This window comes from Melioribacteraceae bacterium (assembly GCA_019638015.1).
Lineage (GTDB): Bacteria > Bacteroidota > Ignavibacteria > Ignavibacteriales > Melioribacteraceae > JAHBUP01.
This window is the reverse complement of the sequence record JAHBUP010000001.1, coordinates 3,170,116-3,183,660: the sequence shown is the minus strand read 5'-3', so window position 1 is coordinate 3,183,660 and position 13,545 is coordinate 3,170,116. Positions and strand designations below refer to the sequence as shown.

The 13,545-nt window shown below is 34.0% G+C and carries 10 protein-coding genes; 8 read left to right on the top strand and 2 right to left on the bottom strand.

Features of this window, described 5'->3' with window-relative positions; genetic code table 11:
- The first annotated feature begins 292 nt into the window (after window positions 1-292).
- From KF816_13605 to KF816_13590, 4 genes are all read left to right on the top strand, one after another.
- Complete coding sequence (locus KF816_13605; GenBank protein MBX3009049.1) at window positions 293-484, top strand: hypothetical protein; 192 nt, start codon at window positions 293-295, stop codon at window positions 482-484.
- 757 nt (window positions 485-1,241) lie between these two features.
- Window positions 1,242-1,490: a hypothetical protein gene (locus KF816_13600; protein ID MBX3009048.1), complete on the top strand. Its 249-nt coding sequence runs from the start codon at window positions 1,242-1,244 to the stop codon at window positions 1,488-1,490.
- Between the two features lie 162 nt (window positions 1,491-1,652).
- The gene (locus KF816_13595) at window positions 1,653-4,100 is read left to right on the top strand and encodes a DUF4982 domain-containing protein (protein ID MBX3009047.1); all 2,448 of its coding nucleotides are present in this window, start codon (window positions 1,653-1,655) and stop codon (window positions 4,098-4,100) included.
- A 43-nt stretch (window positions 4,101-4,143) separates the two neighbouring features.
- Window positions 4,144-5,715, top strand: a complete 1,572-nt coding sequence (locus KF816_13590) for a cellulase family glycosylhydrolase (GenBank protein MBX3009046.1) — start codon at window positions 4,144-4,146, stop codon at window positions 5,713-5,715.
- A gap of 197 nt (window positions 5,716-5,912) precedes the next feature.
- Here the strand turns inward: KF816_13590 and KF816_13585 are convergent, their stop codons facing one another.
- Window positions 5,913-7,859 carry a tetratricopeptide repeat-containing sensor histidine kinase gene (locus KF816_13585; protein ID MBX3009045.1) on the bottom strand — a complete coding sequence of 649 codons (1,947 nt, stop codon included), beginning with the start codon at window positions 7,857-7,859 and terminating at the stop codon, window positions 5,913-5,915.
- Window positions 7,860-7,919: 60 nt separating this feature from the next.
- The gene (locus KF816_13580; GenBank protein ID MBX3009044.1) at window positions 7,920-9,446 is read right to left on the bottom strand and encodes an AbgT family transporter; all 1,527 of its coding nucleotides are present in this window, start codon (window positions 9,444-9,446) and stop codon (window positions 7,920-7,922) included.
- Window positions 9,447-9,766: 320 nt separating this feature from the next.
- Between KF816_13580 and KF816_13575 the strand changes: the two genes are divergently transcribed.
- From KF816_13575 to KF816_13560, 4 genes are all read left to right on the top strand, one after another.
- Window positions 9,767-10,798: a cellulase family glycosylhydrolase gene (locus KF816_13575; GenBank protein MBX3009043.1), complete on the top strand. Its 1,032-nt coding sequence runs from the start codon at window positions 9,767-9,769 to the stop codon at window positions 10,796-10,798.
- Between the two features lie 140 nt (window positions 10,799-10,938).
- Window positions 10,939-12,087, top strand: a complete 1,149-nt coding sequence (locus KF816_13570; protein ID MBX3009042.1) for a galactokinase — start codon at window positions 10,939-10,941, stop codon at window positions 12,085-12,087.
- 7 nt (window positions 12,088-12,094) lie between these two features.
- A complete protein-coding gene (locus KF816_13565; GenBank protein ID MBX3009041.1) occupies window positions 12,095-13,117 on the top strand; it encodes a UDP-glucose--hexose-1-phosphate uridylyltransferase in 1,023 nt (340 codons plus the stop codon).
- A 23-nt stretch (window positions 13,118-13,140) separates the two neighbouring features.
- The gene (locus KF816_13560) at window positions 13,141-13,350 is read left to right on the top strand and encodes a hypothetical protein (protein ID MBX3009040.1); all 210 of its coding nucleotides are present in this window, start codon (window positions 13,141-13,143) and stop codon (window positions 13,348-13,350) included.
- Window positions 13,351-13,545: the final 195 nt, after the last annotated feature.

The following is a 13,545-nucleotide window of genomic DNA, read 5'->3' as shown; positions in this document are numbered from 1 at the left end:
ATCTCGAACATACAAAAGCTGCACTCAGTTAAGTTTGAACCAAAGTTCGTTTGAATGCTAAACGTTGTTCTGGTATAAACATCAATGTTCAACTAAATGATAGATATTTGAATATAAAACTACCAAACCATTCAATTCCATGGTTACTCAACTGCTTACAAACGGGAGGGAACTGGCGAGTCGATATTGCTGGTTCATGGAATTGCAACATGGTCATTAATTTTAGAAATCTGTAATAAGTAAAAGAGCAGTATGACGAAACTTCGGTTGATATAGTTGATGTGGAAAATTCTTGAAAGCATTTCTGGCAGATCTATCCATAAAAAATCACGCAAAATTAATTAAAGAATTTACTGATGGAATGAAAGGGCTGAAATCTAATTTTCTCGCTAATATGAATCACAAAATTAGAACTCCGTTCATGGGGATGTTTGGCGCCTCCAGATTTTTATTGGAAAACTTGAATGACGATCAAGTTAAATAGGCTCAGATTAACCATACAAGCAGCATCCGGCTTCTTTCTACTTTATACTAAATTTTAAATTACTCAAAAAATGAAGCTGAGATGACAGAATGTGAATTATGTGAAGTTCGTCTTAACGTATCATTGCAGAGATTATCAAACTATTTGAATCATCGGCATTTTCTAGAGGATTAAGAATTGAGTCTGAAGGACCCATAGAAAAAATTACGATGACGACCAGCGCAAAGCTAATACGGGATATATTAAATAACTTAATCAATAAAGCAACTGAGTTAACTGAGAATGGATTTGTAAGAGCATATTATTTTGCTGGAAAGAATAATATTGTATAAAAAATATCGGATACTGTGATTAGAATTACATCGGAGAAACTTAAAGTCATTTTTGAAACTTTCAGGCAGGCGAGTGAAGGGATTAACCGTTACTTTTATGGTACAGGCTAAGGATCATTAATAGTTAAAAAATATATTGAAATGCTGAAAGGAACAATTTCTTTAATTAAAAAGATTGGCAAAGGAACTGGGCTTACTCTGATTTTAATGAATTTGTTAATAAAAATATTATTGAATCACAATCAATGATTAAAAAGGAGTTCTCAAATAATAATTACGATTATGAAAAAATGATATCGAAGAAGCGGTTTATAAAGCTCAGCTTTTAATTTTATTAGTGGAAGATAATGTTATTACTTCTATGACTTTTAAACGTATCTAGTTGATCATTACGATGTTAATACAGCAAAAATGGGGACCTTGCTATTTCATTAGCATCACAAAAGAACTATGATATTATTTTACTCGATAGAAATTTGGATTCAGGTAAACTAAACGGATTCGATACACTGAGTGAAATAAAGAAAAATAGAAATTATGTTTCAACACCTTTTGTTGCTATGACGGCTTACGCGATGAACTCTGAAAGAGAACTTTTTTGTCAAGCGGATTTACACACTATATCTCCAAACCATTTGAAAAAATGGAATTGTTACGGTTGCTCCAATCAATAAATTCGGGCAAATAAAGTAGAATTTTAACCCACTGCCTACATCTCTTTCATCCCGGTTCAAATTTGATAATCCAGAGTGTTAATTTTGGTTCGAAGTCAACTTTAAAGTAATTTTCTAAATATTTGTTCATATTTAAATATCATTTATAATAAGTGAGGATTTATGGCCGCTACAAAATTTAGAGAAATTATTTTCAGCGCACTTTTGCTTTTTAGTTTAGTTGCAATGTTAGTTGGATGCGCATCGGCTGATGCAGAAAAGATAAGAAGCATTGAAAAGTTTAATAAAGATTGGACCTTTTATCTTGGTGATGATTCAACTGTATTTAAATCGGATTTTGATGATTCGAAATGGAGGAAATTGAATTTACCGCACGATTGGAGTATTGAAGGAAAATTTAATGAAGCCAATCCGGCTACAGTTGGCGGTGGCGCATTGCCCGGTGGAATTGGATGGTACCGCAAAACATTTGAAGTTTCTACCCAAGATTCCGGCAAGTTATTCTATATCGATTTTGATGGGGTTTACAGAAATAGTGAAGTGTGGATAAACGGAAATTATTTAGGAAAGAGACCTTTCGGTTATATCTCTTTCCGATACGAATTAACTCCTTTTTTAAAATTTGGCCAAAAAAATGTTATTAGCGTAAAGGTCGATAACTCAAAACAACCAAATTCACGATGGTACTCCGGTTCCGGTATTTATAGAAATGTTTGGCTGGTAAAGACAAATAAAATTGCCGTAGATCATTGGGGAACATTCGTAACTACACCTAAAATTAATAATGAATCAGCAGAAGTAATGGTTCAAACAAAAATTAAAAATTCTCTCAACCCTAATTCTGATGTTATTTTATTAACTGAAATTTATGACGCGGAAAATAAAAAGGTTACAGAGACCGAATCTAAATTAACTATTGAGGCAAATTCAACAATAGAAACCAAGCAACAGTTAATTGTTGATAATCCAAAGCTATGGTCAACCGAAACTCCTTATATGTATAAGGTAATATCAAAAATAATTAGGGATAAAGAAGTTATAGATGATTATGAAACACCACTTGGAATCCGTTCATTTATTTTTGATGCCGAAAAGGGTTTTATACTTAACGGAAAACAAGTTAAAATTAATGGCGTATGCAATCATCATGATTTGGGGTTTTTAGGAGCCGCAATTAATTACCGCGCACTCGAACGGCAACTTGAGATAATGAAAGAAATTGGAATTAATGGAATTAGAACTTCGCACAATCCCCCCGCGCCCGAACTTCTTGAGCTGTGCGATAAAATGGGTTTTGTAGTTATGAATGAATCATTCGACATGTGGAAGAAAGGTAAAACTCAATTCGATTATTCTCTAGACTGGGATGAGTGGCACAAGCGCGATTTGGAAGATTTTATTTTGAGAGATAGAAATCATCCAAGTATTGTTATGTGGAGTATAGGTAATGAGATTATTGAACAATGGGATGAAAAAGATCCAAGCGGCGAAGCAATCACAAAAGAGCTGACCGCAATAGTAAAGAATCTAGATAAAACCAGACCGGTTACCGCCGGATGCAACCGCACAGATGCAAAGAATCCTTTGTTAACCGCTGGCGTACTTGATATAGTTGGTTTTAATTATCATCAAGATGAATATTTGGGAGTGCCGAAATTATTTCCCGGTAAACCATTTATTTCAACAGAATCCGTTTCAGCGCTTGCTACAAGAGGGCATTATGATATGCCATCAGATAGTATCAGAAGATGGCCTATAAGATGGGACATACCATTCACAACCGGCAATCCCGACAATACTTGCTCAGCTTATGACAATGTCTCCGCTCCATGGGGTTCAACTAATATTGAAACTTGGCGTGTTGTAAAAAAACATGATTTTATGGCGGGACAATTTATTTGGACCGGTTTTGATTATTTAGGTGAACCAACTCCTTATGGATGGCCCTCGCGCAGTTCCTATTTTGGAATTATTGATTTAGCTGGTTTTCCGAAGGATGCTTATTATCTCTACCAAAGTGAATGGACTAATAAAAACGTTTTACATCTTTTCCCTCATTGGAATTGGAAAGAGGGGCAGTTGATTGATATGGTAACCTATACAAATTGTGATGAGGTGGAATTATTTGTTAACGGAAAATCGAAAGGAACAAAAAAGAAAGGTGATGAAGATTATCTGCTGATGTGGCGTGTAAATTATGAACCTGGTTCTGTGAAGGCGGTTGGTAAAAAGGCTGGTAAAATTATTTTAGAAAAAGAAATATTTACAGCCGGCTCACCTTATCAAATTAAATTGGAAGTCGATAGAAATACAATAAATGCTAATGGTGAAGACTTATCATTCATTACAGTTACTATACTTGATGATAAGGGTAATGTAGTTCCTAACGCAAATAACAATGTTAAATTTTCTGTTAAAGGGGAAGGTAAAATAGCCGGCGTTGATAATGGGCTTCAGACAAGTATGGAATCTTTTCAAGCGAATAACAGAAATGCATTTAATGGCAAATGTTTAGTTGTAGTTCAATCATCAGAAAAAGCAGGTAAAATTGAGCTGACCGCATCATCGGCAGGGTTAAAAGGTCAATCAATTACAATTACTGCAAAATAGAATTTAAAGTAGTTACTGTTTTCATTAATATGTTAAGTCAGATATGAAATTAAAATACACTTTACTCATCTCAATGCTCATGATATTTCAACTATTTGCTGCGAGAAGTTTTAGTTATTCAATACAAGAAAAAAAATTGAATGAAGAAAAAACGCAATCAGCTTTGTCAAAATCCATCATTAATATTCGAGATATAAAAATAGACAGTATCCCTCCCGATAATACTGATATGCGTGATATTAGTTCTATTCATTTATCAAGACAGATGGTGCCGGGGTGGAATGTTGGGAATTCTCTTGAATCCATTGGGGGCGAAACTGCATGGGGCAATCCAAAAATATCAATTCAACTAATTGATTCTCTAAAAGCCGCCGGTTTCAAAGCAGTAAGAATTCCCGTAGCCTGGAGTAGGTTTAGCAATGCCGCTGAATTTGAAATTGAGCAATCATGGTTAAATCGCGTTGAAGAAGTTGTGAACTATGTGTTGAGCAACGGGATGTACGCAATTATAAATGAGCATTGGGATAACGGGTGGATTCAGCCGACTTATGCGAAGGAGGCTGAGGTTAAAAAAAGACTGGCTGCAATGTGGAAGCAGATCGCAATTCATTTCCGGGATTATGATGACAGATTATTATTTGCCGGTACTAATGAGGTGATGGTAACTAATAATTACGGTACACCTATAAAAGAATATTATACAGTGCAGAATGGATATAACCAGACTTTTGTTAATACTGTTCGCTCAACAGGAGGTAGAAATCATTACCGTTTTCTTTTGGTTCAAGGCTTTAATACTAATATTGATCACACAATTAATTACTTTATTATGCCCAAAGATGTTATACTAGATAGGCTTATGGTTGAAGTTCATTATTACGATCCATATAATTTTACGCTAAACAGTAATAGCACAATAACGCAATGGGGAAAAAATGCTACTGACTCGAAGAAAACTGAAACATGGGCAAATGAAACCTGGGCTAATAATCAATTCAACAAAATGAAAACCAAATTTGTTGATAAAGGTATTGCTGTTATCCTGGGTGAGTATGGAGCAATTGCGCGAACAAATCTCGGAACTCCGGAATTAAATGCCGAGCATGCCCAGTATCGTAAATATTATATTGAATTTATCACCGGCTCAATTGTAAAGCATGGATTAGTTCCATTCTATTGGGATAATGGTGGAACCGGCAATTATGGGCTTGGTATTTTTAATAGGCTAACAGGAGCCAAAGCATATCCAGAAATAGTGAAGGCAGTAATTGATGCGGCAAATCTCAATACGGGAATTGGAAAATTTAATGAGGAGGAAATTCCAAATTCATTTTCCTTATTTCAAAACTATCCAAATCCATTTAATCCAGTAACCACAATAAAATTTACAATTCCCTCTGGTGTAGAGACGTCATATATGACGTCTCTACGCGTTTATGATATTTTTGGGAGAGAAATTGCAGTGCTTGTTAATGAGGAAACACCTCCTGGAATTTATGAGGTAAAATTTTCACTCGGCAATTATGAAAATGCATCTCTCTCTTCATCAATATATTTTTATAAACTGCATGTGGGTGATTTTACTCAAGTCAAAAAAATGGTTTATCTGAAGTAATAATTTTCTCAATAAGGCAGATTATCTTTAAAGGATTGTGGTTAGATAGCTGTCTGCTTTCTCCTGTTTTTCAAATGCGCACAAAATATTTTGCAGGTAATTGATTGAAAAAGCCACTCTATAGCTTGTTAAAAATTGACAAGAGATGAGATTTAACAGTACCTGTTTTAAAGTTTCAATAAGGTTGCAATAGAATTTTAATTATTATCAAAACTGAAGGAAAATTTGCTTCCTTTTTCGGGCTGACTTCGAACAGAAATCTTACCTTTATGAATCTCTGCAAATTCTTTGCAGATTTTCAAACCCATGCCAGTTCCTCTTTCATTATTAGTACCGAGAGTTGAAATTTTATAATCAACCTTGAAGAGGCTGTTTACGGTTTTTTCATCCATACCTATACCAAAATCTTCAACAGAAATATTTACTCTGTTATCAGAACAAACTGCATCAACTATTATTTTGCTATTAGTAAAGGAAAATTTTATAGCATTATTTATAAAATTTCCAATAATTGTTTGAAGTATGAGTTTATCTGCTTTGATTTCAACTGCTGGGTCTGCATTAATAAGTATTTCAACTCTTTTATTTTTAGCCACCAGGTCGTATGAAGCAACGATTGATTCTAAAATATTTTTAAGATTGATCGTTACTTTGTTTACTCCGATTGCCCCCTTTTGCGTTCTGGCCCATGTCAGCAAATCCATTAATAATTGTTGTACATTCATTGATGCACTTGAAATTCCATCAATTAATTCCTTTCTCTCCGCTTCATGCATTAGATCATAATCTGATTTTAGTAATTCTGCTAAATTGGAAACTGCACCAATTGGGTTTTTAAGATCATGCGCTATTATGGAGAAAAAATTATCCTTTGACTCATTCAGTTCAGATAATAGGTGATTAGCCTTTTTCTCAGTTTTATACTTCATTACATAAAGAACTACACCCCCAAGAATTAGTATAGAGATCAGAATTAAATAATTCCGGGTAGCTTTTTGATATTCCAGATCTAGTTTTAATAGCTCTGCTTCTTTTTCTTTCCGCTCAACAACAAATGCGGTTTGAAGATCTGCGATTTTATTTTTCGATTCCTGTCCAAATATTTTTTCTTTTAATTCTTCATATTTTTTTTGGTAGCTGTATGCCATCTTAAAATCATTTATAGCTACTGCGTAATTTGTTAAATTATGGTATGAATCTAGTAATTGATCCAGGTGCCCAGTATTGCGGGAATCCTTCTCCGCTTGATGTAAATACTCAAATGCTTTAGCAAGATTATTAGTTTTTAAATAAAGAAGTCCAAGCGCATTTTCATTTACAATTTCCCCATACCTATTTTCTATTTGCCTATCGATACTCAGGGCAAGATGCCGGAATTCGAGCGACTTTTCAATCCGATCTTGTTTAAAGAATACATCACTCATACCGGAATATGCTGCACTAATTCCTTTTTTATAAGAAATTTTTTTACTCAATTCTACTGCACGATTCAAATTATCCAGTGCTTTATCAAATTGACCCAGGTTTTCATAGGTAAAACCAAGGTTCAAAAGAGATTTAGCGTAACCTCGATCATCTTTTAATTCATATCTTAATTTTGAAGATCTCTCGAAATGATCAAGGGCTTTATCAAAATCCTTTTGAGTTAAGTATATTTCCCCCATATCATTTAATGAATATGCCATTCCCCGTTTTTCATTCAACTCTTCAAAAATTTTATATCCTTCAAATAATTTTTCTAGGGCAGTTGAATAAAGGGCGTTTTTAGTATAATAATCTCCAAGATTATTCAATGAATAAGCGAGAGTAAGTTTATTTTTACTATGAATGGAAATTTCGTAGGCATTTTTATAGAAATAGTATGCCGAATCTAGATCACCAATATTACCATAAACAACGCCAAGGAAATTAAAACTTTCACTTTTGAGTGAATCTATTCCCGAATATTCTATAATTTCTAAAGCCTTCTTACCATATTTTATCGCTAGTCTTGGATTACTGCTTCTGTTTTCCCAGCAAAGATTGATTAATAATTTAATCTGCTCATCTGGCTTTTTATCCTTGATTGTAAGATAAATATCTGGTGTTGCTATTTGAGCAAAAAGTAATACTGATGATACTAGTGATAAAATAAAAAATTTCACAAATAACCTTCGATGAATTATAACAGCTATATAATCGTAATCAATTAGAATATTTAAAGATTACTTTAAAAATAATGGTCCATCCGGTCCAGTTGGTAATCCTAATAACATCCAGATGATCAAAAGTAAAGTCCAAAAAACAGTAAAAATAACTGTATATGGAATCATCGTGGAAATGATTGTTCCAATCCCATACTTTTCATCATACTTTTGGGCAAATGTAACTATAAGAGCAAAATAACTCATCATTGGGGTAATTAGGTTTGTAACCGAATCGCCAATTCTAAAAGCAGCCTGAGTTAATGCGGGATGATAACCAAGAAGCATAAACATAGGAATAAAAACCGGGGCCATAATTGCCCATTTTGCCGATGCGCTGCCCATAAACATATTTATAAATGCAGATAACAAAACAAACATTACAATTAGTGGAATACCGGTGAGACCAATATTTCTTAAAAACTCGGCTCCTTGAATTGCGAGTATCAATCCAAGATTACTATATCTAAAGAAATAAACAAATTGAGCGGCAAAAAAGACAAGTACTATATAAGTTGCCATAGTTCCCATCGACTTGATTATATGCTTCATCATATCTTTATCATTCTTGATAGACTTCACGATAATTCCATATACAAGTCCTGGAACTAAAAAGAATACTAATATGCCGGTAATGATTCCATCGAAAAATGGTGAATGAAGTATTTCATCGGTCTTTGGATTTCTAAACAATCCATTTGTAGGAATAATTGTTAATGCGAGCAGAACTAAAAGAATGAGGAGACTGACACCAGCCCACTTTAAGCCTTTACTTTCGATAGGGGAGATTTTTGTTATTTCGAAACTTTTAGTGTTTCCTGTATAATTTTTTAATCTGGGTTCAACAATTTTTTCAGTAACCCATGTTCCAAGAATTACTATAAGAAAAGCGGAAGCCACCATGAAGTAAAAATTAACAGCCGCGTTAATAGTCATATTCGGATCAATTATTTGTGCCGCTGTTTGAGAAAGTCCCGCAAGTATAGGATCAACTGAGCCAATTAAAAAATTGGCGCCAAAACCTCCACTAACTCCACTAAAAGCGGCTGCTAGTCCAGCCATTGGGTGTCTTCCGAGCGCATGGAAAATCATTGCGCCGAGCGGTATTAAAATTACATAACCAGCTTCTGATGCAAGGTGAGAGATTATACCGGCTAAAACTATTGTGCCCGTAATTAATTTTTTAGGAGCATTTATAACCAATGACCTAATCATCGTATCAAATAATCCTGAACCTTCTGCTACTCCAATCCCAATCATTACCGCAAGTACATACCCGAGTGGAGGAAAATTCACAAAGTTGTGAGTAACATTTGTGTAGATCCATCTAATTCCATCACCGTTTACTAAGCTTTTTACATTTATCAGAGAGCCGTCAGCCGGATGAATAGCCTGCCACACAAGAAGATCGCCTAACCATGAAAAGAAAACCACTATTAACGCGAGTATCCCAAACAAAGTAGCTGGATGAGGCAAAGCATTCCCAACTTTTTCAATGTAATCCAATGATCGGTTAAATAATCCGCTAGCAAGTTTTTTTGTACCCACATCAGCTCCTTTTTTTATAAAATTTGTGTCAAAGTTAATTATTCTTTTTTTGAAGAAAAAATTAAAACTAGGTTAAATAGTATCGGTTGTCTATTATAGATCTATAATAAGAATCAATAAGTTTTGAAAGGTTAATCTCCCTCATCCTGAGAAAAAATATTCCAACCTAAAATGTTTATCAAAAATATAAGTCGTAACAAAAAGAGTAATTTTTATACTTCGTAGACATGATTATTGCGAATAGTGATAATTAGATTTTCATATTTGAAATTATTAAACTGAGTTATCAAATTATTGTTGTGTTCAAAGGAGATTGACTAATGAAGTTAGGAATTAGAATACTAATACTACTTATAATTGTGAATTTATCAGAATATAGTCATGCTCGATCAATACCCGGATTTTATGTAAAGGGGAGGTTTTTATATTCACCTTGTGGTGAGAAAGTTATTCTTCGCGGGGTTAATGAGATGTCAGCCTGGTCCGAGGATGATAAAACCGGTTCGGGATATTTTTCTGAGATAGCAAAAACCGGTGCCAATACAGTCCGAATTACATTAACAAATTATTCTTCTCCTGAACAAATGGATTCATTAATAACTAACTGTATTAATAATAAAATGATACCAATTCCAGAAAATCATTCAGCTACCGGTAAATGGGAAAACTTGAACTCCGTAATGGAATGGTGGCTTCAGCCGCAAATATTGGAAGTCATTAAAAAGCATGAAAAGTATGTCGTTGTGAATATTGCAAATGAAGCCGGGGCATGGGAAGTAACAAATGAAGAATTTATCAAATTCTATTCTCAGGCCGTTAATAAATTTCGCGATGCCGGAATTAATGTTCCAATAATGATTGATGCTTCGGGTTGGGGGCAGGATATAAATATTTTACAAGCAACATGGAAAAATCTTCAAGAGGCCGACCCTCTTCAAAATTTACTTTTCTCAGTTCATATGTGGTGGTCCGATAATGATTCATTGCGAATTGTAAATGAAATTAAGGAAGCAGTAGAATCAGAAATGCCTTTAGTTGTTGGGGAATTTGCTCACAAGGTAGTACAATGCAAATGTTGTATAGATTTTAGAACGATTATTAAGGAATGTCATGAAAATGAAATTGGATACCTCGCATGGTCGTGGGGTGCCGTTCCAAATGGGGATTGCTCCGAAATGGATATGACTTGCAGAGGTACTTTTGAATCATTAGGTAAAGGAGAAACATGCGGTAGAGGGGATAATTCATGGGCAGTTGAAGTTGCTGTCACTTCCGAATACTCGATACTTAATACATCAATAAGACCCTGGTGGATTATAAATAATTTTAATTGTGAAGAGTGTGAGCATTAATGAAAGAGAACTAGCTCAACTAGTAAATATTGATGTGTGAGTGGCGCAAATACTTTTGAATATTTTGTGAACGTTTGCGTAATTTTGTTTCAGATTAAATATTGAAATCACACTATAAACAAGAAGAGTATAAGATGGATTTGTTAGAAAAGGTAAGAATAAAATTTTTACATGAATTTAATGAAGAGCCAATTATAGTGCGCTCTCCTGGCAGAGTTAATTTAATTGGTGAGCATACCGATTATAATAATGGTTTCGTATTGCCTGCCGCAATTGATTTAGCAATCTACATTGCAATATCAAAGAGAGAGGATAGCAAATGCAAAATATTTGCTTTCGATCTCGATGACTATTTTGAATTCGATTTAAATGATATAAATAAAGCTGAAAAAAACTGGCCGAATTATTTGCTGGGTGTAATTGATCAGCTCCAGAAAAATAAATATTGCATTAATGGCTTTAATTGTGTTTTTGGAGGCACCATACCAATAGGGGCCGGATTATCTTCTTCGGCGGCTTTAGAAGCCGGCTTAATTTTTTCTCTCAATAAATTATATGATTTAAACATTGAAAAAATTGATATGGTTGGAATGGCTCAGAAAGCTGAAAATGAATTTGTGGGTGTGAATTGCGGTATCATGGATCAGTTTATAAATATATTTGGAAAAGAAGGTAATGTTCTTCAAATAGATTGCAGATCTCTGGATTACAAATATTTCCCCTTCATATTTAATGATGTCTCTGTTGTTCTATTCAATACAAAAGTATCTCACTCACTGGCTTCATCTGAATATAATCAGCGAAGAAAGGAATGCAGCAATGGAGTTGCTGTCATTCAAAAAGATTACCCGGATATTGAGAGTTTGAGGGATGTTACAATTGAAATGCTGGAATCATATAAAGATAAATTGGATCCTATAGTGTATCGCAGATGCAAATACGCGGTTGAAGAAAATATTAGATTATTGAACGCATGCGAGTCTCTACTTAAAAAAGATTTAAAAACCTTTGGTAATTATATGTATCAAACTCATGATGGATTGAGTAAGGATTATGAGGTAAGCTGCCCGGAATTAGATTTTTTAGTCGAGCAATCAAAACAATTTAGTTCGGTATATGGTGCCAGAATGATGGGAGGCGGGTTCGGAGGTTGCACTATCAATCTTGTGGAAAATAGTTCTATTGATGAAGTAGTAAATATAATTAGTAAAGTTTATCAAGAAAAATTTGGAAAAGAACCTGGTGTGTACATAACGCATATCAGCAATGGTACAGAACTTATAAATTAAAATATATATGAAAAAAGAATCGCTGATTAGTTTTCCTCATCGAAGGAAAAATATTTTAACCGGAGAATGGATATTAGTTTCTCCTCATAGAACTATGCGTCCATGGCAGGGTGAAATAGCTGATTTGCAATCAGATACACGTCCTAAATATGATCCAAAATGTTATTTATGTCCCGGTAACATCAGAGCAAATGGGGATGTTAATCCTCACTACAAGAAAACTTTTGTGTTTACAAATGATTTTTCTGCTCTATTAGAAAACATACCCGATAATTCTATAAATAATAAAAACCTTTTAGTTGCAAACAGTGAAGTCGGAATTTGCCGGGTTGTGAATTTTTCACCACGTCATGATTTAACGCTAGCGGCTATGACAAGGAATGGAATTGAAGAAGTAATTAAAACATGGCAAAAAGAATTTAGAGAACTTGGTACAAATCCAAAAATAAATCATGTGCAAATATTTGAAAACAAAGGAACTATGATGGGGAATTCAAATCCTCATCCGCATTGCCAGATTTGGGCTCAAAATAGCGTTCCAATGGAGGCTAAGAAGGAAACAAAAAATTTTATTTCTTATAAGAATAAAACCGGCAGAAATTTATTAACCGATTATTTAAAAGAAGAAATAAAACTAAATGAGAGAGTTGTTTATCAAAATAGGGCTTTCGCAATTTTGGTTCCTTTTTGGGCTGTTTGGCCATACGAAACAATTATTATTCCGAAAAGAAGAATGTCGAATATTCTTGAAATGAAAAGTGATGAAGTTAAATTGTTTGCAGATGCTGTTAAAGTTGTAACCTCAAAGTATGACAAATTGTTTAAAATTTCTTTCCCGTACTCATCGGGTATTCATCAAGCTCCTACTGATGGAAAGACTCATCCCGAATGGAATTTTCACATGCATTTTTATCCACCTCTTCTTCGCTCGGCAACCATTAAAAAATTTATGGTTGGATATGAAATGATGGCTGAACCTCAAAGGGATATAACACCAGAACAAAGCGCTAAAATTCTTTCAGAACTCTAATTATAAATTTTTTAACAACTGTGTTGCATTTGGGCGAATGCAACACAGCAATTAAAAATTATCAAACTGTACACAAGGAGCAGGGCTACTCGAAAAGATTTGAAAGCAATGGACTTGAGTTGGCTCTCGAAAAAAAATACTGCGATATTAACGGGGTAAAAATAATTGTGGAGAGCAAAAAAGAAGTTGGTTTAAAAATTAATTTGAAAATTAAAAATAAAGCTTCCGTGTAATAAAATTGTTTATTGGCTGATTCTAATCTTCTACTTCCCACCATATCCTTTTATCAGTTTAATAAAATATAAATCATTTCAATAATTTTGTTTTAGTTGACCAATTTTAAACCCGATGAAAAATGCTCAAAACGGATGATATTGTTATCCAAATTTCCAAATATTTTTTAGGAGCAGAAAATTGGTAGTGGTACA